This is a genomic window from Corallococcus sp. 4LFB (assembly GCF_046520365.1).
In the GTDB taxonomy this organism is placed as follows: domain Bacteria; phylum Myxococcota; class Myxococcia; order Myxococcales; family Myxococcaceae; genus Corallococcus; species Corallococcus caeni.
In genome coordinates this window covers 1-19,161 of the sequence record NZ_JBKGHJ010000111.1, presented here as the reverse complement: position 1 = coordinate 19,161, position 19,161 = coordinate 1, and the positions used below count along the sequence as shown (strand labels likewise).

Below are 19,161 nucleotides of genomic sequence, written 5' to 3'. Positions count from 1 at the left end.
CGCACCTTGGAGGCCAGGTCGAGCAGGCGCCGGTCGCGCTGCCACCGCTCGCGCATCTCCACGTCCACGCCCTCCCAGGCCACCTCGCAGCGCTCCAGCGCGCGGTGCACCTGCGCGAGCGCGCCGCCCAGCGCCACGTGCACGGCCGCGTCGCTGGGGTCCTCCAGCGCCAGCGCGTGGAGCATCACCGCGATGGCGACCAGCTCCTCGCGCAGCGCCACCGGCCAGCCGCACCGCCGGGCCACCTTCACCAGCCAGCCCAGCACCGCCAGGTTGACGTGGCAGTCCTCCACCGTGCGGAACGGCTTGAGGTAGCGGGTGTAGCCATCCCCGGGCAGCACGTCCTCCGCCGCCACCTCCACGCCGTCCAGCCGCAGCGCCGCGTGCGGCACCTCCGGCACGAAGCCCAGCGGCGGCAGCGGCTCCACCGTCACGCCGGGCGTCCTCGCGTCCAGCCGCACCATGCGCAGGCGGTTGCGCTCCTGGGCGTCGCGGCCCTCGGAGGCGACCACCAGCAGCACCTGCGCGTGCGTGCCCAGCGTGACGTAGGTCTTCACGCCGTCGAGCCTCCAGCCGGACCCGCGCGGCGTGAGCTTCGTCTCCATGGCGCCCGGGTGCCCGCCGCCGGTCTCCGTGGCGCAGAGCGCGGCGCGCTGGTCCGCCGGGAGCTGGGGGAAGAGGGAGCGCAGCGCGGCCTGATAGCCGGAGGAGAACGCGAACCCCACCCGGTCCATCCGGAAGCCGCTGGCGAGCGCCAGGTCCGCCGCCACCGGGAAGCGTGGCAGCACCGCGAGGTGCCGGCGCCACCAGGCCTCCACGGAGTCGAGCGCGGGAAAGTCAGGGGCCTCGGTGAGCAGGAAGCGCAGGACGTCTTTCACGCCTCCAGTCTACTGCCCGGCTCCGGGGCCTGCGCGCTCCGTTTGGGGCTTCAGCTGGCGGCGCGGCGGCCGCGGCCGGGGGACTTCGTGCGCGGGGGGCTCCGCTTCTTCTTCGCGGCGGCCGGCGGCGCGGCCTTCGTCTTCCTGGCGGACTTCGCCTTGGACGCCGGCTTGGACTTCGAGGCGGACTTCGCCTTGGAGGTCGACCTGGCCTTCGACGCGCGCTTCTTGCGCCGCGCGGGGGCCTTCTTCTCCGGGGCGAGGATGGTGCCCCGGCAGGACGGGGTGCCGCAGCGGCAGACGTAGAGCGACTCGGCGTCGGGGTCCATCTCCGGGGTGCGCTCGTACGCGTAGTCGTACGTCAGCTCCTCCCCCGGTTCGATGGCGCGCAGCGCGTAGATGTGGATGTGGCCCTTGTCGATGAGCGACTGACAGTTGGGCTCGCAGGAGTGGTTGATGTAGCGCGACTCGTTGTGGATCGTGCCCGCGTCCAGCACCGTGTCGTCGTCCAGGTTGAAGAGGAACGTGTGGTGGCGCTCCATGGACTCGTCGTCGTAGCGGGTGTCCGCCTCCGCCTGGGTGATGCGCTCACCGATGTACTCGATGATGCGCGCGCCCTTGCGGATGCGGCGGGTGGCGAACGCGCCCTGGCCCTGGATGGGGGACTGGCGCAGCTCGAAGGGGATCGACGGGGTCGGCTGGAAGGAAGGGGAAGTCGTCATCGGAAGTGGGAGCGGCTGGGGCGGGTGCGTGTTCAACCAGGACGCTGCCGTGAAGCGCGGTGTAGCGTGCCGCAGTCAAGCCCGCGAAGAAAGGCACTCGATGATGCGGTGGTGGCTCGTGGTCGGCGCGGTGAACGCTTTCCTGTCCGTGGCGGCGGGGGCCTTCGGGGCCCATGCGCTCAAGGCCCGGCTTCCGCAGGACCTGCTGGTCATCTTCGAAACCGGGGCGCGCTACCACATGTACCACGCGCTCGCGCTGGTGGCGGTGGGGCTGCTGGGCGCGGTGCGCCCTCCGCGCTGCTGTCGTCCGCGGGGTGGGCGATGCTCGCGGGCATCGTCCTGTTCTCCGGCAGCCTGTACGCGCTGGCCCTGTCCGGCGTGCGCGTGCTGGGCGCCATCACGCCGCTGGGCGGCCTGGGCTTCCTCGCCGGCTGGGTGCTCTTCGCCATGGCCGCGTGGCGCGCCACGCCGTGAAGCGGTAGGCGGCCGGACGTCACTCCTTGAGCAGGGGCGGCAGCGGGTAGATGAGGTCCAGGTCGCGGTGGTTGCGCAGCCCGCAGGCCTCGCGCTGCACGGTGAGGTTCCAGCGCAGCCGCTCCGCTTCCTTCCAGAGCGCGCGGTACGCCGCGTAGCGCTCCACGCGCGCCAGGCCGCTCAGGGCGCGCAGCTCCTTCTCCGCCTGGGCCACCAGCACGAGGGCGTCCTCCAGCTTGTCGCCGGAGCGGCGCAACCCGGAGGCGCGCTCGCGCTGGAAGTCCACCTCCACGGGCAGCAGGGCGTTGACGTTCACCGGTTGGGGCATGGCCTCCCCCTAACAGCGAGCCTCCGGTTTCGCAGCGGGCCAGGGTGCCGGGCAGGCGGGCGGGCTTTCAGGCCCGCGGCATCGGCGCGGGAGCGTCCTTCACTTCCGGAGGCTCGGCGACGGCGGGGCGTCCCCACCGCCACGTCTCGCGGGCCCAGGCGACTCCCGCGCCCAGCACCATCGCGTTTCGCACGAGGAGCAGCAGCGTGTACGGCGGCTGGAAGCCCTTGTTGTAGGTGCTGCCCGCGAAGAGGCCGCGAGTCATCGCCGCGGCCACCAGCAGCACGACGGACGGCCCACCCCGCCGGAGAGCAGCGCGAGCGCGGCGGCCCCGGTGAGCCAGATGAGGTACTGCGGGCTGAGCACCGGGTTGAGGATGACGAAGGCCGTGAGCGGCACCAGCGCCAGCCGGGCCAGGTCCTCCACGTGCACCGGGGGCCTGCGCCAGGCGGCGCGCACGGACACCGCCGCGGCCAGCAGCGAGCCCGCCACCCAGAGCTGGCGGGTGACGGCGCGGACCCCTTCCGCGTGCGCGCCGTGCAGCTCGTAGGAGGCGGGGGCGTGGACCCATTGGGCCTGGGCGAAGCCCAGCTGGTGCGCGGCCCAGAGCAGGCCCGCGGTGAAGGCCTCCACCTGGAGGCCCCGCTCGACGTGGAAGGACGCGAACTGCCACCAGGGCCACACGAGGCTCAGCGGCACCAGCGGCAGCACGCCGCTACCAGGCCCGTGAGCAGGGCCCGCGTCGGCTTCGCGCCCCGGCGCCAGCACACCGCCAGGGCCAGCGGCACGAGGACCGCCGGGTAGAGTTTGGTGACGGTGCCCACCGCGAGCGCCGCGCCGGCCCAGCCTTCACGGCGGCGCATCAGGGCCACCAGCGCGGCCAGCGCGAGCGCGGCGGGGATGACGTCGTAGCGCTTGAGGTAGTGCACGCTCTGGATCCAGCTGACGACGAAGTACGCCGCGAGCGGCGCCCACGCGCGCCAGGACGTGCCCCACCGGCGCACCCCTTCGGACAGCAGGAGCCACTTGATGAACGCGTCGAAGAGCGTGAGCTGGAGGCCGAACGCGAGGATGAACCCGCGCAGGTCTCCGCCCGCCCACGTCGCGGGCACGAACCACAGGAGCGCGTAGGGCGGGTACTCGAAGCGGAAGTCGCGGTTGGGGGTCGCGCCGTCCAGGAACGCGCGGGCCGTCCGGAAGTACAGCGGCAGGTCGCCCTCGCGGAGGGAGAGCGCGGCGTAGAGCACCAGCGGCAACACGCTCAGGGCGAGCGCGACCCAGTGCCTGGGCGCGAGCCGGGAGGACGCGGACGGATTCGAAGCGGACACGGAGCGGCACTCTGCCCGTGAGGGCCGGGCGCTGTCGCCGGGGTAAGGCATCCGGCCCCTCCCCTGTCCGGCCCCCGGCCGGGCGCATCGCCGTGCGACGCGGCACCCCACCCGCTAGGTTCCGGGCCAGGTCTCCCACGCCATGAAGCTCCACCGCCCCACGAAGGACGAGCTGTTCGCCGCCACCGGCCGCACCATGAAGGACCTGCTGGCCCCGGGCCTGCGGGTGCTCTTCTGCGGCATCAACCCCAGCCTCTACTCCGCGGTGGTGGGGGTGCACTTCGCGCGGCCGGGCAACCGCTTCTGGCCGTCGCTGCACGCGTCGGGCTTCACGCCGCGCCGCCTGCAACCCTCCGAACAGGAGGAGCTGCTGGGCCTGGGCCTGGGCATCACCAACGTGGTGGACCGGGCCACCGCGAGCGCGGACCTGCTGGACGCGGAGGAGTACGCGGAAGGGGCGAAGTCGCTCGCTCGCAAGGTGAAGCGCTACCGCCCGGCGTACCTCGCGGTGCTGGGCCTGGGCGCGTACCGCACCGCCTTCGCGCGGCCGAAGGCGAGGTTCGGCCTCCAGGAGCAGACGCTGGGCGACACCCGGCTGTGGGTGCTGCCCAATCCCAGCGGGCTCAACGCCAGCTACCAGCTCCCGGACCTCGCGCGGCTGTACGGCGAGCTGCGCCGCGCGGTGGAGGCCGGCTGAGCGTTCCAGCGGGCGGGCCTACTTCAGCAGGCCGGCCTCGCGCGCCACCTGCGAGGCGACGGGCAGCACCTTGTCGAACGCGGCGGCGTTGCACGCGAGCAGGCCCCGGCGGTTCTGGAGCTCGGAGCCGTCGTACAGGTACGCGTTGCCCGCGAGGTCCGTGAGCACGCCGCCCGCGGAGCGGATGACGGCCTCCGGCGCGCAGTTGTCCCAGCGGTAGCTCTTGTCGCTCACGTGCACGTAGAGGTCGCAGCGGGCCTCCGCCAGCAGGCCGCACTTGAGCCCCACCGAACCGGACTCCGTCTCCTTCGTGATGCCCAGCCGCTGCACCACCGCGTCCGTCGTCTTGGAGCGGTGCGAGCGCGACACCACCAGCCGCAGCTGCGCGGGGTCCGCCACGTCCGACACGCGCAGCGCGCGGCGGCCCTGGGGGTCCTCCACATAGCCCTGCTCGCCCACGACGCCGGAGTACAGGACGTCCCCCACCGCGCGGTAGACGACGCCCAGCGCCGCCCGGCCCTCCACCGCGAGGCCGATGTGGATGGCGAACTCGCCGTTGCGGTTGACGAACTCCTGCGTGCCGTCGAGCGGATCCACGAACCAGCAGCGGCTGAAGCGCTTCGCGTCGGAGACGTCCTCCTTCTCCTCCGCCACCACGCCGTCGGCCGGGAAGGCCTTGCGCAGCTCGCCCACGATGAAGGCGTTGGCGCGCTCGTCCGCCACCGTGACGGGCCCGGCGCCGCCCGCCTTGTCCGTGACGGAGAAGTCCGTGGCGTAGACCTGCAGGAGGATGTCACCAGCCTGGCGCGCGATGCGCCGGGCCACTTCGAGCTCTTGGGCGAGTGCGGACATGGAGGCCTCCGAGTCTACTGGGGCGAATTGCCCCTCGTGGGGAAATCCGCCCCGCCGCGTGTCCCCTCCCCTCCGGGGCGGAAGCGCTGGCCCGCTGGCTGCAATCCCGGGGGATGCGTCTTCCTCGCCCGGGCAGCGCGGCGGGGTGCCAACAAGGATTCGAGCGATGATGAAGTGGCTGATGGGACTGGCCCTGCTGGGCATCGGCGTGGCGCTGGCGTTCGCGGGCGGGCGGATGGTGTACCGCTCCAAGGCGAGCAGGGACTGGCCCACCGCGCAGGGCACCGTGCTGACCTCCCGCGTGGAGACGCTGCGCAGCAAGCGCGCGGTGAGCTTCCGCCCGGAGGTGAGCTACCGCTACGAGGTGAACGGCGTCCCCTACACCTCCGACACGGTGGCCTTCGACGGCCACGGCGCCGGGGGGCTCGCGGACGCGCAGGCCGTGTCGCGCCACTACGCGGCGGGCTCGCCGGTGACGCTGCACTACGAGCCGGAGGACCCTTCCGTGGCGTGCCTCCAGTGCGGCGACACGGGCGTCGTGAACTACCTGGTGACGCTGGGCGGCGCGGGGTTCGCGCTGGTGGCCGCCTGGGGCCTGGTGGAGCTGGCCCGCTCCAGCCTGCGCGACGGCAAGCGCGCCGCCCCGCCGCTGCGCGCGAAGGCCCGGTAGGCAACGCCGGGCCGCCCTTTCGAGTGACGGGCTGAGCACTTCCGGCGGGAAGGCTTCGACAGGCGCGGCCTCGAGTGCCCATCCTGGGGCGGACACCCGCCTCCTGGAGAACGCATGCCCGTCACCATCCGCCCCGCGAAGGACTCGGACGCGCCCGCGCTGGGCCGCATGGGCGCGGCGCTCGCGCGTCAGCACCATGGCTTCGACGCCCAGCGCTTCATGGTCCCGGACGACGTGGAGTCCGGCTACCGCTGGTGGCTGGGCAAGGAGGCGCGCCGCCCACAGGAGGCCGTGGTGCTGGTGGCCGAGCTGGACGGCGAGGTCGTGGGCTACTGCTACGGCCGGCTGGAGGGCGTGGACTGGAACATGCTCCTGGACAGGCACGGCGCCCTGCACGACATCTGGGTGGAGGCGACGGCGCGCGGCACCGGCACCGGCCGGCTGCTCGCGGAGGCCATGGTGCAGCGGCTCACGGAGCTGGGCGCGCCGCGCGTCGTGCTCAGCACCGCCGCGAAGAACGAAGCCGCGCGGCGCCTGTTCGAACGGCTGGGCTGGCGTCCCACCATGGTGGAGATGACCCGCGAGACGCCGCCCCGTTCCTGAGCGAAGGGCGCTCCCTACTTCTTCTGCTCCTTCACCCACGAGTCCTTCAGCGTCACCGTGCGGTTGAAGACGGCGCGCCCGGCTTGGAGTCCACCGCGTCCGCGCAGAAGTACCCCAGGCGCTCGAACTGGAAGCGGTCCCCTGGCTTCGCGTCCGCCAAGCCCGGCTCCACGCGCGCGCCGGTGAGGGTCTCCAGGCTGTTCGGGTTGAGGAACTCCTTGAAGTCCTTCGCCTCGTCCTTGTCCGGCTGCTCCACGGAGAAGAGCCGGTCGAACAGCCGCACCTGCGCCACGGGGGCGTTGCCCGGCACCCAGTGCAGCGTGCCCTTCACCTTGCGGCCATCCGGCGAGTCGCCACCGCGCGTGGCCGGGTCGTAGGTGCAGCGCAGCTCCGTGATGTTGCCCGCCGCGTCCTTGATGACCTTCTCGCACTTGATGAAGTACGCGGAGCGCAGGCGCACCTCCTTGCCCGGCGCCAGGCGGAAGAAGCCCTTCTCCGGCACCTCCTGGAAGTCGTCCGCCTCGATGTAGAGCTCGCGCATGAACGGCACCTTGCGCGTGCCCATGTCCTCGCGCTTCGGGTGGTTCGCCGTCTCCAGCTCCTCCGTCTGGCCCTCCGGGTAGTTCTCCAACACCACCTTGAGCGGACGCAGGACGGCCATGGCGCGCGGCGCCGTCTCGTTGAGGTCGTCCCGGATGGACAGCTCCAGCACGCCCATGTCGATGAGGCTGTCGGACTTGCTCACGCCAATGCGCTTCGCGAAGTCGCGCAGCGACGCCGGCGTGTAGCCCCGGCGGCGCAGGCCGCTGATGGTCAGCATGCGCGGATCATCCCAGCCGGAGACGCGCTTCTCCTGCACCAACTGGAGCAGCTTGCGCTTGCTCATCACCGCGTAGGTGAGGTTCAGCCGCGCGAACTCGTACTGGTAGGGCCGGTCACCCTTGATGAGCGCGCCGACGATCCAGTCGTACAGCACGCGCCGGTTCTCGAACTCCAGCGTGCAGACGGAGTGCGTGATGCCCTCGATGGCGTCCGACAGACAGTGCGCGAAGTCGTAGAGCGGGTAGATGCACCACTTGTCGCCCGTGCGGTGGTGGTGCGCGTGCCGGATGCGGTAGATGGGCGGGTCGCGCAGCACGGGGTTCGACGACGTCATGTCGATCTTCGCGCGCAGCGTGTGCTTGCCGTCCGGGAACTCGCCCGCCTTCATCCGGCGGAACAGGTCCAGGTTCTCCTCCACCGTGCGCGTGCGGTACGGGCTGTCCTTGCCCGGCGTGGTGAAGTTGCCGCGGTACTGGCTGATTTCCTCCGGCGACAGGCTGCACACGTAGGCCTGGCCCTGCGAAATGAGCTGCTCCGCGAAGGCGTAGAGCCGGTCGAAGTAGTCGGACGCGAAAAAGCGCCGGTCGTCCCAGTCGAACCCGAGCCAGCGCACGTCGCGCTGGATGGACTCCACGTAGTCCGTGTCCTCGGTGAGCGGGTTGGTGTCGTCGAGCCGCAGGTTGCACTTGCCGCCATACTGCTGCGCCAGCCCGAAGTTCAGCACGATGGACTTGGCGTGGCCGATGTGGAGGTAGCCGTTGGGCTCGGGCGGGAAGCGGGTGTGCACGCGTCCGCCGTGCTTTCCCGTCCGCCGGTCTTCCTCAACGACTTCCTGGAGGAAGTTGAGGCCCTGCGTCTCGTTCGTCGTCGTCATGATGGGTGCGAATCCTCTTGAAGCGGGACCAGGGGAGCAAGGTTTTCCTGACCCGTGCCCCGGGTTCAGACCTCCGCCAGCAGCGACTCCCAGGCCTTGAGCGCCCGCTCGGCGGACAACTCGTCCGCCCGCTCCAGGGCCCGCTGGCGCAGGCCGTCGCGCCACCCGGCGTCCTCCACCACGCGGGACAGGGCCTGGGCCATGGCCGCGTCGTCCCCCATGGGGACCAGCACCCCTGCCCGCCCCCCGTCCAGGGCCTCCGCGGGGCCGGAGGGACAGTCCGTGCTGACGATGGGGCAGCCCAGCGCGAGCGCCTCCAGCAGCACCATGGGCAGGCCCTCGAAGCGCGAGGACAGGGCGAACGCCGTGGCCCGCCGCATCAGCGCGTGCGGGTTGTCCGCGTAGCCTGGCATGAACACGGAAGCCTCCACCCCCAGTTCCGCCACCAGCGCCTTCAGCTCCGCCTCCAGCGACCCCACCCCCAGGACGAGCAGGTGGGTGTCCGTCCCGGCGGCCCGCATCCGGGCGTGCGCGCGGATGAGCATGTCGAAGGACTTCTGCGGCTCCAGCCGGCCCACCGCGATGACCACGGGCTTCTGGAACACCGGCTCCGCCCACGCGGGCAGGGGGGCGTCCGCCGCGGCGCGGATCCGCTCCGCGTCCACGAAGTTGGGGATGACCTCCAGCCGCTCGCGGTCCACGTTCACCAGCTCCGCGAACGCCTTCGCGGAGTCGTAGCCGCACGCCACGATGCGGTCCATGCCCGGGTAGAGCACCTTCAGGCCCCAGAGCTGACGGCGCGGCTGTTCCCGGTGGAAGGCCCCCCAGTCGAAGTGCACCATCCCCAACACGGGCTTGCCCAGAAGGGCCCCCGCCATCCGCGCCAGCAGGGCCGCCCGCCCCTCCTGCCCGGAGACGATGATGTCCGCCTTGCGCGCCTCGTGGAACAGCCGCCACAGCATCCGCGGCAGCTCCCAGCGCCGGTAGGCCTCCACGCCCACGCCCCAGGAGATGGGCACGTCCGCCGGGATGCGCCCGCGCGTGTCCGGCGGCGGCGGCCCGTGGTGGAAGAACAGCGAGGGCTCGAACCGCTCCCGGTCCAGGCCCGCCAGCACGTTGCACACCGAGCGCTCGATGCCCCCCGTCCCCATGAAGACGAGCGTGAACAACACACGCTTCCGCCCGGGTGCCGGCACCGCCGTGTCTCGCGCCTGCGGTTCCAATGTCTGGGATTCCCGGTAAGAAACGATTTTCAATCTCCCGCCCGGCGCGCGAGCGTCCGACGGGCCCACCCCTGGAGTTGCTCGTTGCTCAATAGCTCACGCACCTTGCGATAGGTAGCGAAGGCCACCCGACCCCGCCACTCAGGAGACAGTTGAACGGCGTCGTGCCGGTGGAGCTCCCGGGGGCAGCGCAGCTTTGAGACATCCCTTCCGGACGACAGGTGGGCGGACTTCAGCCCCTGGGCGATGGCGTACTGGAGGGACTCCGCCACGGTGGTGGTCATCACGCTGTAGTCGCTCCAGCGGGGCAGATAGCCGGAGTAGTAGAGATACAGCGTGTCGCCCAGCACGAAGCCCACGCGGGTGGCGACCACCGCCCCGCCGATGCACAGTTGAAACACGCGCACGGCGTCCTGCCGGGCAAGCTCCTGGCACAGGGCCGCGAGGAAGTCCCGGGCCTGCGCCGAGCTGAACACGTCGCGGTGCCGCACGCCCGCGTCCTGCGCCTGCGCGCGGGCCTGGTGCAGTTGGAAGAACGTGGTGAGCGCCGGGGCGACCTCCTCCGGCGTGCGCGCGACCTGGAAGGTGAAGGAGAGCCCGTCGCGCTTGAGCGAGTTGTAGCACTTGCGCAGCGACTCCTTGATGTTGCGCGAGCGGCCCGCCTTGAACGCCTCCCACGTGGGCGCGAGCTCCAGCACGTACGCGGGCACCTCGTGCAGCGGCGTGAGCGGCGACATCCGGGACAGCTCTCCCGCCGCTGGGCCTTGCAGGTCCAGCCCGCTCCAGAGGATCCAATCCCATTCCGACGCGTGCGCGCGCAGGTGGCGCGTGACGGCCGCGAAGGCGGGGGCCTCCAGCTCCGGCGCGCAGAGGAGCCCGCGCAGCTCCGTGACGTTGGGGTCCGCGCCCAGGAACTGGAGCACGCGGAAGCGCAAGGGCCCGGAGCCCGGGCGCTCCGTGAGCATGAGCGGCGCCACCGCGCGCAGCGCTCCGTCCGCGCTCCGCAGCGCGAGCACGCGGAGGTGGTCGCGCACGCTGCGGCGCCGCTCCTGGAAGTGGCGCCACCAGGTGACGTTCCACTCCCAGGTGGCGAAGGGCAGCCCCTGCCCCACCCGGGCCGCCAGCGCCCGCCACTCCGGGCCCAGCGCGTGGAGCCCCTCCGCCGTGTCCACCTGTTCGACGCTGAGGCGCATCAGAGCCACCGCAGGACGGTGCGGGTGGCGAGCTTCAGCGCGGTGTGCTCCGCCGCGCCCCACTCCCGCCGGTAGCGTTCGTGGATGAGCCGGTACGCGCTCACCGCCTTGCTGGCGTCGCGCTCGTTGTGCATCAGCGACGGCGCGCCGGTGCGGTACTCCAGCACCACGCGGTCCAGGAACACCGCGCCCGCGCGGCGGATGGCGCGCAGGTAGAAGTCCACGTCCTCCACCAGCGGCAGCCGCGTGTCGTAGCCGCCGACCCGCGGCAGCAGCTCCCGGCGGATGAGGCACGCGGAGTTCACCAGCACCGTGGGGCGGAACAGCATGTTCGCCACCATCCAGCGCCGCGACCCCAGGCGCTCCGCCACGCGCGCCCGGCGCGCCGCGTCCTCGAAGTAGGCCGTCTGCCGGGCCAGCACCCCGGGGTCGTCTCCGAAGGGCGCCACGCGGCCGAAGGCCACCCCCCGGTCCGGATGCGCGTCGAGCGCCTGCACGAGCGCCCGGTAGGCCCCCGGCGCCGCGCGGTCGTCGTCGTCCAGGAAGTGCAGGTAGCGGCCGGTGGTGAGCGGCCAGCCCTCGTTGCGCACCGTGGCGGGGTTGCCGCCGGTGGGCACGTCGCGCTTCACGTAGCGCACGCGCGCGTCCCCGAGCGCCAGGACGGGCTCCCGCGCGGAGCCCTCCGGGCTGTCGTCCAGCACCAGCACCTCCACGCGCACGCCGTCGTCCGCCTGGGACAGCGCGCTCCTCACCGCCTCCACCACGAGCGCCGGACGGCGGAAGGTGGGCACCACCACGGAGACCTCAGGCGTCATCTCGGCACCTCCAGCCAGGGCACCCCAGGTGCGCCGGGCGAGGCAGGGCTCGGGCCTCACTGCTTGGGGCATCAACGAGCCCGGGGGCCTCCTGCCGTGCACTGGACTCCGGGTATAGGCTCACAATCCATCCTCGTGAAGAAACCCAACCATCCCCGCCCCGCCCGCCTCGTCGCGCTCGCCCTGGTGGGCGTGCTCGCGGTGGTGGCCGTCATCGCGTACCGCAACGTCCGCACCGCCCGCGCCGTCTTGCACCCCGCGCGCCAGCCGCTGAAGCCCGTGGCGGAAGGCGCGCTCGCGGAGCGCACGGACGTGGCGCTGCGCACGCGTGACGGGCTGACGCTGCGCGGCTGGTACCTGCCCTCGCGCAACCACGCGGCGGTGGTGGTGATGCACGGCTTCGCGGAGAACCGCACGCAGATGCTCTTCGAGGCGGAGGTGCTCTCCCGCGCGGGCTACGGCGTGCTGCTCTTCGACTCGCGCGGCCACGGCGAGAGCGAGGGCGACCTGGTGACGTGGGGCGACCGCGAGCGCGAGGACCTGCGCGCGGCGGTGGACTTCGTCTCGCACCGCGACGACGTGGACCCCTCGCGCCTGGGCGTGCTGGGCTTCTCCATGGGCGGCACCACCGCGATGCTGGAGGCGCTGGAGGATGACCGCCTCAAGGCGGTGGCCGCCGCGGGCGCGTACCCGTCGCTGGAGGCGGACACGCGCTACAGCTACGGCAAGTGGGGGCCGCTGAGCGCCCAGCCGGTGCTCTGGACGATGCGCCTGTCCGGCGTGGACGTGGACGCGGTGGACCCCATGAAGCGCCTGTGTGACTTGAAGGGCCGGCCGCTGCTGCTGATCAACGGCGACGTCGACGCGTACGCACCCGCGTTCCTCCAGGACGCGCTGTTCCAGGCCGCGTGCGAACCCAAGTCCTACTGGGTGGTGCCCGGCGCGCACCACGGCGAGTACGCGAAGAAGGCCCCGCAGGAGTACGCGCACCGCCTGCGCGCCTTCTTCGACGCGGCGCTGCTCAGCGGCTCCTGACCGCCGCCGGTACCACGGGCGCTGGCGCGTCAGGCGCGGACGCTGGCGCGTCAGGCGCGGCGCGCCACTCCGGCGGCGCATCCAGTTCGGGGCGGCCCTCCAGCAGCTCGTGCGGGCGGAAGCCGGCCTTGTAGCGCAGCGAATCGCACGCGAGCACGCGGTAGCCCAGGTACACGTAGGGGATGCCCCGCTCGCGCGCCAGCTCCACCTGGAACAGCACGCTCGCCTTGCCCAGCGACAGCCGCGCGGAGGCGGGGTCGTAGAAGAAGTACACCGCGCTCCACGCGTGCGGCGTCTCGTCGCACAGGCCCAGCCCCACCAGCTTCGGACCCGCCGGGTCGCTGTCGTCGTACCAGGCCACCTCGCGCGCGGACGGGTGCGGGAAGGCGAACTGGAGCGAGTACTCCCGCGCGCCCAGTTCGGACGCCTCCCATTCGCGCGACGCCTCCCGCTCCGCGTGCCACGCGCGGTACAGCGCCAGGCGCTCCTCGTCCACGCGCGGCGGGCCCACCTCCACGCGCAGGTGCGCGCACGCGGCGCGGGGCCCGGCGCTGGCTGCGGTTGGGCGTGAAGCCCGCCACCGGCACGCGCAGGGACACGCACTCGTTGCACGCCGCGCACGCGGGCCGGAAGTACTGCGGTCCGAACCGGCGCCAGCCGCGCACGAGCAGGTGCTCGTACTCCTGCGCCGTGACGTTGCGCATCAGCAACGTCTCCAGGGACGCCTCCCGGTCCGGCAGGTAGCTGCACGGGCGCGGGGGTTCGACTTCATGTGCCAGCAGGACGGCCATCGGTGTTCCCTTCCTGTCGGCCCCGGGTCCGCGCGTCAAGCCATGCCTGCCCGGCTGGCGACCCACCCTTCGTCGGAAACGACCCGGCCGTGTCGGCCGTTACGTACCCACAGATGGCACAACGGCTGCAAGCCTCCGGGTGAAGCCGAACCGCTTGCGGAAGAGGATGGACGCACATGGCCCGCGAGGAACTGCATCCCGGATGGCTGGCGCTGGAACCGGAGGAGGCCGACGGCCCCCTCTGGAGCGACGCGTTCCTCGAGGAGGATGACGCCTCGCTTCAGGCCCCCGCGGCCGACGTCGTGGACGACCTGGACGCGTTCGACTTCGCCATCGCCAGCTTCTGAAATGCGCGGGCAGGCGGCCTCGGTGCGGCAAATCTGTCGCGATCCAGGCGCTAATTTTTCCGGTCCGCCCCCTGAAGGGCCCGTAGAAACTTCCGAGAAACCGCGAGAGGGCCCGCCGCGTTCGCTTCCCCGGACAGCAGGCGGGTAGCCCCGGACACAGGGGCGAGGCGAGCTGCCCCGTGGTGGCGCAATGCCCCGCTGGCGGGGAGGCCCGGCTGGCTTCTCAGTCGTGGGCGCCCCGGTATAAACGCCGGCCTATGTCCTCAATCGACGTCTCGGTCGTGATGCCCACCTACAAGCGCGAGAAGGAGGTGGTGGAGGCCATCCACTCCGCGCTGCGTCAAGAAGGCGTCCAGGTGGAGGTGCTCGTCCTGGACGACTCGGCGGAGGGCACGGCGCGCGACGCGGTGCAGGGCCTTGGCGATTCGCGCGTGCGCTACTTCCAGCAGGAGGTGCCGTCCAAGGGGCGCCCCGCGCTGGTGCGAAACCACGGCGCCACGCTGGCGAAGGGCCGCTACCTGCACTTCCTGGACGACGACGACACGCTCGCCGAAGGGGCGCTCAAGGCGATGGTGACGGCGCTGGACGCGCGCCCGGACGCGGGCGTGGCGGTGGGCTGGGTGGTGCCCTTCAGCGAGGACCCGGAGTGGCTGGAGGACAAGAGCAGCTACTTCGAGCGCGTCGCGAAGGTGGGGGCCACCACGCCCAGCAGCGCGTGGACGGTGGCGCACATCCTGTTCCTGGGCACGCTGTACGTGAACTCCGCGTGCATGGTGCGCCGCGAGTACTTCCAGCCGCTGGGCGGGTTCGACCCCAACATCCCCGTCTACGAGGACGTGGACTTCTACATGCGCGGCATCCGCCGCTACGGCCACGTCTACGTGAACCGGCCCATCCTCAACTACCGCGTGGGCAAGCCGTCGCTGATGAACGACCTGGGCAAGACGGGCGCGAAGGTGGAGAAGTCCGTGGCGGAGTCCAACGCCATCATCCACAACAAGTACCGGCGCGAGCACGGGGAGCTGGAGTACCGGCTCCTGCAGGTGGCCACGCGCGCGCTGAAGGGCCGCTTCGGCCTCACGCGCTACCTCCCCCTCAAGCTGCCTTAGCGTCTCCTGAAAGGGCCCCTCACCGTGAGCCTGCGTCGTCGTCTCGTTGGAACCGCCAAGCGGCAGTTGAAGCAGACCCTGGGGCCCGTGGTGCAGCGCGCGATGGCCCCCGCGCGTGCCTTCCTCCCCCCGGAGACCTGGAGCCTGGAGTCGCGCGCCGGCCAGGGCCTCTTCCTGGAGGGCGTGTCGCTGTCGCGGCTCGCGAGCGAGTACGGCTCGCCGCTGCACGTCGTCCACCTGGCGGCGCTGCACCGCAACGCGGACGCGTTCCAGGCCGTGCCCCCGGGCGCGGCGGGCGGCTGCGAGGTCTACTACTCGTACAAGACCAACCCCGTGCCGGGCGTGCTGTCCGCGCTGCACGCGCGCGGCGTGGGCGCGGAGGTCATCTCCGCCTACGAACTGTGGCTCGCGCTCAAGCTGGGCGTGGCGCCGGAGCGCATCGTCTACAACGGCCCGGTGAAGTCGGACGCGTCCATCCGCGAGTCCATCACCCGGGGCATCGGCCTCCTGGCCGCGAACCACCGCGAGGAGCTGGACGTCTTCTCACGCCACGCGGCGCAAGCCGGCAAGCGCCCGCGCGTGGCCGTGCGGGTGACGACGGCCACGGGCTGGACGTCGCAGTTCGGCACGCCCGTCGCGGGGGGCCAGGCGCTGGCGGCGTACCGTCAGGCGCTGGCGGCGGGGAACCTGGACGTGGTGGGCCTGCACGCGCACCGCGGCGAGCTGATCCGCACGGAAGGCGAGCTGGAGGGCTTCGTCGGCTCGGTGCTGGACTTCGCGGATGAGCTGCACCGCGAGCTGGGGCTGGACCTGGAGGTGCTGGACCTGGGCGGCAGCCTCTGCACGCCGACGGTGGAGCACATCGAGCAGCGGGACTGGCGGCTCAACCTCACCTTCCAGCGCGACCTGCCCGCGCCGGACTTCGCGGCGGCGCTCTCCATCGAGCGGTACGTGGCGAAGGTGGTGTCCCAGGTGGAGGCGCACTACGCGAAGCAGGGCCGCAAGCGTCCGCGCATCTTCCTGGAGCCGGGCCGCGCGATGACGGGCAACACGCAGCTGCTGCTGGGCCGGGTGCACGCGCTCAAGGAGGGCGGCGAGCGGACGTGGGCGGTGCTCGACATGGGCATCAACCACGCGGAATGCGTGCGCAACGAGTACCACCAGCTCTTCCACGTCGAGCAGCCGGCCGCGCCCGCGCACCGCGCGTACACGGTGGTGGGCCCCATCTGCACGCCGGGGGACACGCTGTACCACGCGGTGCGGCTGCCGGAGCTGAAGGTGGGCGACACGCTGGCCATCATGGACGCGGGCGCGTACTTCGTGCCCTTCGGCACGTCCTTCTCCTTCCCGCAGCCGGCCATCGTGGGCGTGGAGGGCGGGAAGGTGCGGCTCTTGCGCCGGGCGGAGACGCACGAGGACCTGGTGACGTTCGACGACCCGGTCCCCGCGGCCCCTCGCGCCGCGGGCTGACGGCCTTCAGCGGTTGAGGACCATCATCCGGAGGAAGGCGCGCGGGTGGCGCGCGGCCCCGTAGGAGATGGTGGCCAGCTCCACCGCCGCGGGCATCATGTCGTCCCGGTCGATGAGCGGATCCACCGCCGTCTCCTTGTGGGTGTTGAACCACTGCCGCCACTGCCGGGCCTCGTCCGCCGGCAGCGCGCCGGACAGCCGCTGGAGGTTGAGCAGCATCTCCAGCGCGATGCGGTTGCAGAACACCGCGTCCTCGTGCGCCGCGGCGGCGTCGCGCGCGTCCTCCACCGCGCGCGCGAGCGCGTCCCGGTCCCCGGTGGCCGCGTGGTACGCGAGCAGCGGCAGGGGCAGCCCCCGCGCGATGTCGAAGCCCATCTGCCCGTAGAAGCGCGGGTTGAAGTCGATGAGGAGGTACGAGTCCTTCGTCTGGATGAACTCCACCTCGAAGACGCCGTGGTAGCCCAGCTTCTTGCACAGCCGGGTGAGCCCCGCGACGAGGTCCGGGCGCAGCGGCGCGGACTCGAAGCAGACGCCCACGCCCAGGCGGCGCGGACGCTGGAGGACCTTCATCGCGGCGCGGGCCTCGAAGAGCTCGCCGGACGCGTCCACGAAGCCGGAGAGGCTGTAGATGCCCTCCGCGGCCTCCGGGTGGAACTCCTGCACCATGGGGTTCACCACCGCCGGGTCGAACTTCACGAGCATGGGCGCGTACGTGTCGCGCGCGAACTCGCGGTACTCGCGCGCCAGGTCGTCCGGGGACGACACCGGCTGCCCCTTGCGGTGCGTGGCGTGGAGGATCTGCGTGGTGGGCTTGAGCAGCACCGGGAACTTCGCCTCGCGGCGCACCTGCTCCAGGTCCTCCTCCGACTGGGGGAACCAGGTGCGCGGCAGGTGCAGGCCCGCTTCCGTGCCCAGCTCATAGAGGCGGCGCTTGTTGAGCAGCCCGTACACCGCGTCCACGCCCGGGTCGTAGAGGTGGAAGAGGTCCTCCAGCTTGGAGCGGTGCGCGGCGATGAGCCACGCCAGCTCGTCGCTCGTCGGGTAGAGCACGTGCTTGACGGGCTCGCGCAGGCCGAAGTCCACCAGCCACTGGAGGAAGTCCTCCGGGCGCGACTCCGGCGGGCACTGCACGCGGCGGCTGACGAAGCGCGAGTAGCTGGCCGGCCCCAGCCGGCCGGTGTCCGCCACCGTCACGTCCACGCCGTGGCGGCCCAGACAGCGAGCGGCGGCCAGGGTGCCGTAGAAGTTGGCGGAGAACAGCAACGCCGGGGGGCGGGCCGCGATGTCGGCCGCGGGGGCCTCATCGGAGAAGGCGGCCTCTTGCATCTCATGCTCCAGGTTCGCGGGGTCGGCCTCGCGGCGCGGGCGCGCGGAGGAACGACGGGATGGGCGGTGGGGACGCTGCGCGAGGCGGCCGCCCCCGAGGTCAGGGGTTGACGGGCCGGCGACGGCGGTGCTGGCCATCAGCCCCGCGGCGAGAAGCGTCAGAAGGTGCCTGTTCATGTCGAGCCGTCTGCCTCCGGCGGTTCGGGGCGCCGCCGGAAACCCAATTCCCGACAGAATACCTTTTCCGGCGCCGCTTGCGACCCGCCCCCGACAATTGGATCCCCAAGAGGCTGGCCGGTGCCGGGGTCAGGCTGGCGTGCCGCCGGGGGGGCACCAGCGCAGGAAGCCGTGAGCAAGAAGCCAGGCGTCGGTGGAGACGCCCGGGGTCATCCGCGCGAGCCGCGCGACGGACCCGGCGAACGCGTCCGGGGGCGCGGTGTGGCCCTCCGCGCGCGCGGCCTTCCAGGCCGTCTCCCACGCCTGGAAGAAGGCGTGCATGGGCTCGCCGGGGCGGACGCGGCGGCGCAGGTCGCGGGGCAGCCAGTCGCGCAAGAGCAGCGGCGCGAAGCCCCGGGAGAAGTCGGTGTGGAAGAGGAGTCCCTCGCGCGCGGGGGCTCCCGCCTCCGGGGTCCGGCGCAGCAGGTGGGCCACCAGCACGGCGCCGTCCGTGTCGGAGGAGCCCTCCACGAGCAGCCCGCCGGGCAGCAGGGGGCGCGACATCGCGAGGTGGGCCTCCGGGATGCGCTCCGGAGGGCCCTGGCGCAGGAGGTTCATGGCGCGCACCAGGCGGGCGGGCTCGTCCGGGGACAGGGGGAGCGCGAAGCCGCCCTCGCGGAAGTGCGTGCGCGCGTCCGCGTGCGCACGCGCGGCGGCGGTGGCGCGCTCCGGCTCCAGCTCCACGCCCACCACGGCAGCGCCGGGTTCAGCGCGCGCAAGGCGGTGGCGCTCTCCAGCGTGGTCCACGGGTGTTCTCCGAAGCCCACGTCCACGAAGACGGCGCGGGCCCACGCGTCGTCCGTGCGCGTGAGGAGCGCGGCCTCGAACTGGCACAGGTACGCGTCCAGCGCGCGCAGGCGCCCGCGCGCGGTCCTGCCCCGGGTGGGGGTATCCAGCTCACCAGCCATGCCCGACGTTGTAGCGCGGGAGGTCCTTGCCCGGCGCGGTTGCCGTGACCCGGAATGTCGCGGCCCTGGCCGCCAACCCCTGGATCATCCGACAACCTCACGCGCTTCTTCAAGACGGTCACGGTCATCCTCATCCGTCCCTGGGGCACCACGGTCATCGACCTGTTCGGCGTGGACTCCAGCGACGACTACGGCTTCCAGGCCCGCGTCCCGCCGCCGGGAGCCCACGGGTCCCCGGCGGTGTCGCGGTGCGATTTTCGTCCCGCCCACGGTGCCCCTAGAGTCCAGGTCCCGTGAGCCCCCTGTCCGCCACCTGTCCCCGCTGTGGTGCCCCCCGCGTGGACGGGCCCGAGTGCCCGGCCTGCGGCGTCATCTACCTGCGCGCGGAGGTGCGCGCCGCCACCCAACAGGCCGAGGCCCGCGACCGCGAGGCCCGCGAGGCCGCCCGGCGCGAGGCCGAGACCAGCGGCAGGCGTTGCG

At 72.3% G+C, this 19,161-nt stretch carries 20 protein-coding genes and 4 pseudogenes; 10 read left to right on the top strand and 14 right to left on the bottom strand.

The window, feature by feature from the left end:
- Together ACLEQD_RS14650 and ACLEQD_RS14645 are read right to left on the bottom strand one after the other, a co-directional pair.
- A partial coding sequence (locus ACLEQD_RS14650; RefSeq protein ID WP_410384538.1) for an acyl-CoA dehydrogenase family protein occupies positions 1–878 on the bottom strand: 878 nt, incomplete at its 3' end.
- 50 nt (positions 879–928) lie between these two features.
- The gene (locus tag ACLEQD_RS14645) at positions 929–1,600 is read right to left on the bottom strand and encodes an SET domain-containing protein (protein ID WP_410384536.1); all 672 of its coding nucleotides are present in this window, start codon (positions 1,598–1,600) and stop codon (positions 929–931) included.
- Positions 1,601–1,700: 100 nt separating this feature from the next.
- Here ACLEQD_RS14645 and ACLEQD_RS14640 point away from each other — a divergent pair.
- Positions 1,701–2,074, top strand: a pseudogene (locus tag ACLEQD_RS14640) (DUF423 domain-containing protein).
- A gap of 19 nt (positions 2,075–2,093) precedes the next feature.
- Here ACLEQD_RS14640 and ACLEQD_RS14635 read toward each other — a convergent pair.
- From ACLEQD_RS14635 to ACLEQD_RS14620, 4 genes are all read right to left on the bottom strand, one after another.
- Positions 2,094–2,402: a hypothetical protein gene (locus tag ACLEQD_RS14635; RefSeq protein WP_338261601.1), complete on the bottom strand. Its 309-nt coding sequence runs from the start codon at positions 2,400–2,402 to the stop codon at positions 2,094–2,096.
- A 67-nt stretch (positions 2,403–2,469) separates the two neighbouring features.
- A complete protein-coding gene (locus tag ACLEQD_RS14630; RefSeq protein WP_410384534.1) occupies positions 2,470–2,688 on the bottom strand; it encodes a hypothetical protein in 219 nt (72 codons plus the stop codon).
- Positions 2,664–3,113, bottom strand: coding sequence for a hypothetical protein (locus ACLEQD_RS14625; RefSeq protein WP_410384532.1), 450 nt, complete (start codon positions 3,111–3,113; stop codon positions 2,664–2,666). Before ACLEQD_RS14625 ends, ACLEQD_RS14630 begins: the two co-directional genes overlap by 25 nt.
- Entirely contained in the window at positions 3,092–3,730 is a 639-nt protein-coding gene (locus ACLEQD_RS14620; RefSeq protein WP_410384530.1) for a glycosyltransferase 87 family protein, read from the bottom strand. The genes ACLEQD_RS14625 and ACLEQD_RS14620 overlap by 22 nt, the downstream gene beginning before the upstream one ends.
- 142 nt (positions 3,731–3,872) lie before the next feature.
- Between ACLEQD_RS14620 and mug the strand changes: the two genes are divergently transcribed.
- Positions 3,873–4,427, top strand: coding sequence for a G/U mismatch-specific DNA glycosylase (gene mug / locus ACLEQD_RS14615; protein WP_410384529.1), 555 nt, complete (start codon positions 3,873–3,875; stop codon positions 4,425–4,427).
- Positions 4,428–4,445: 18 nt separating this feature from the next.
- Here the strand turns inward: mug and ACLEQD_RS14610 are convergent, their stop codons facing one another.
- On the bottom strand, positions 4,446–5,279 hold the full coding sequence (locus ACLEQD_RS14610; protein ID WP_410384527.1) for a 3'(2'),5'-bisphosphate nucleotidase CysQ: 834 nt from the start codon (positions 5,277–5,279) through the stop codon (positions 4,446–4,448).
- A 166-nt stretch (positions 5,280–5,445) separates the two neighbouring features.
- On the opposite strand from ACLEQD_RS14610, the gene ACLEQD_RS14605 reads away from it, so the two are divergent.
- Complete coding sequence (locus ACLEQD_RS14605; RefSeq protein WP_410384525.1) at positions 5,446–5,949, top strand: DUF3592 domain-containing protein; 504 nt, start codon at positions 5,446–5,448, stop codon at positions 5,947–5,949.
- A 114-nt stretch (positions 5,950–6,063) separates the two neighbouring features.
- Positions 6,064–6,552 carry a GNAT family N-acetyltransferase gene (locus ACLEQD_RS14600; RefSeq protein WP_410384523.1) on the top strand — a complete coding sequence of 163 codons (489 nt, stop codon included), beginning with the start codon at positions 6,064–6,066 and terminating at the stop codon, positions 6,550–6,552.
- Between the two features lie 14 nt (positions 6,553–6,566).
- On the opposite strand, the pseudogene ACLEQD_RS14595 reads toward ACLEQD_RS14600, so the two are convergent.
- The 4 genes and pseudogenes from ACLEQD_RS14595 to ACLEQD_RS14580 all read right to left on the bottom strand — a co-directional run bounded on the left by ACLEQD_RS14595 (position 6,567) and on the right by ACLEQD_RS14580 (position 11,479).
- A pseudogene (locus tag ACLEQD_RS14595) lies at positions 6,567–8,248 on the bottom strand (glutamine--tRNA ligase/YqeY domain fusion protein).
- A gap of 65 nt (positions 8,249–8,313) precedes the next feature.
- Positions 8,314–9,420: a glycosyltransferase gene (locus ACLEQD_RS14590; RefSeq protein ID WP_410384521.1), complete on the bottom strand. Its 1,107-nt coding sequence runs from the start codon at positions 9,418–9,420 to the stop codon at positions 8,314–8,316.
- Between the two features lie 80 nt (positions 9,421–9,500).
- Positions 9,501–10,664, bottom strand: coding sequence for a GNAT family N-acetyltransferase (locus ACLEQD_RS14585; protein ID WP_410384519.1), 1,164 nt, complete (start codon positions 10,662–10,664; stop codon positions 9,501–9,503).
- The gene (locus ACLEQD_RS14580) at positions 10,664–11,479 is read right to left on the bottom strand and encodes a glycosyltransferase family 2 protein (protein ID WP_410384517.1); all 816 of its coding nucleotides are present in this window, start codon (positions 11,477–11,479) and stop codon (positions 10,664–10,666) included. Before ACLEQD_RS14580 ends, ACLEQD_RS14585 begins: the two co-directional genes overlap by 1 nt.
- A gap of 135 nt (positions 11,480–11,614) precedes the next feature.
- Here ACLEQD_RS14580 and ACLEQD_RS14575 point away from each other — a divergent pair, with 135 nt between their 5' ends.
- Positions 11,615–12,514 (top strand): alpha/beta hydrolase, encoded by a 900-nt coding sequence (locus tag ACLEQD_RS14575; protein ID WP_410384515.1) that lies wholly within the window; start codon positions 11,615–11,617, stop codon positions 12,512–12,514.
- Here ACLEQD_RS14575 and ACLEQD_RS14570 read toward each other — a convergent pair.
- Positions 12,501–13,305: pseudogene (locus tag ACLEQD_RS14570) on the bottom strand (arginyltransferase). The gene ACLEQD_RS14575 and the pseudogene ACLEQD_RS14570 sit on opposite strands and share 14 nt — an antisense overlap.
- A 176-nt stretch (positions 13,306–13,481) precedes the next feature.
- On the opposite strand from ACLEQD_RS14570, the gene ACLEQD_RS14565 reads away from it, so the two are divergent.
- The 3 genes from ACLEQD_RS14565 (at position 13,482) to ACLEQD_RS14555 (ending at position 16,231) form a co-directional block, all read left to right on the top strand.
- Complete coding sequence (locus ACLEQD_RS14565) at positions 13,482–13,652, top strand: hypothetical protein (RefSeq protein ID WP_410384513.1); 171 nt, start codon at positions 13,482–13,484, stop codon at positions 13,650–13,652.
- Between the two features lie 257 nt (positions 13,653–13,909).
- Positions 13,910–14,761 carry a glycosyltransferase family 2 protein gene (locus ACLEQD_RS14560; RefSeq protein WP_410384511.1) on the top strand — a complete coding sequence of 284 codons (852 nt, stop codon included), beginning with the start codon at positions 13,910–13,912 and terminating at the stop codon, positions 14,759–14,761.
- A 24-nt stretch (positions 14,762–14,785) separates the two neighbouring features.
- Positions 14,786–16,231, top strand: coding sequence for a pyridoxal-dependent decarboxylase (locus ACLEQD_RS14555; protein WP_410384509.1), 1,446 nt, complete (start codon positions 14,786–14,788; stop codon positions 16,229–16,231).
- Between the two features lie 6 nt (positions 16,232–16,237).
- Here ACLEQD_RS14555 and ACLEQD_RS14550 read toward each other — a convergent pair whose 3' ends face one another.
- Complete coding sequence (locus ACLEQD_RS14550; protein WP_410384507.1) at positions 16,238–17,557, bottom strand: carbamoyl-phosphate synthase; 1,320 nt, start codon at positions 17,555–17,557, stop codon at positions 16,238–16,240.
- Positions 17,558–17,863: 306 nt separating this feature from the next.
- Positions 17,864–18,520, bottom strand: a complete 657-nt coding sequence (locus ACLEQD_RS14545; RefSeq protein ID WP_410384505.1) for a methylase — start codon at positions 18,518–18,520, stop codon at positions 17,864–17,866.
- A gap of 215 nt (positions 18,521–18,735) precedes the next feature.
- Between ACLEQD_RS14545 and ACLEQD_RS14540 the strand changes: the two genes are divergently transcribed.
- Positions 18,736–18,978, top strand: a complete 243-nt coding sequence (locus tag ACLEQD_RS14540) for a hypothetical protein (RefSeq protein ID WP_410384503.1) — start codon at positions 18,736–18,738, stop codon at positions 18,976–18,978.
- Positions 18,975–19,161, top strand: a pseudogene (locus ACLEQD_RS14535) (hypothetical protein); the annotation flags it as partial. The gene ACLEQD_RS14540 and the pseudogene ACLEQD_RS14535, both read left to right, overlap by 4 nt.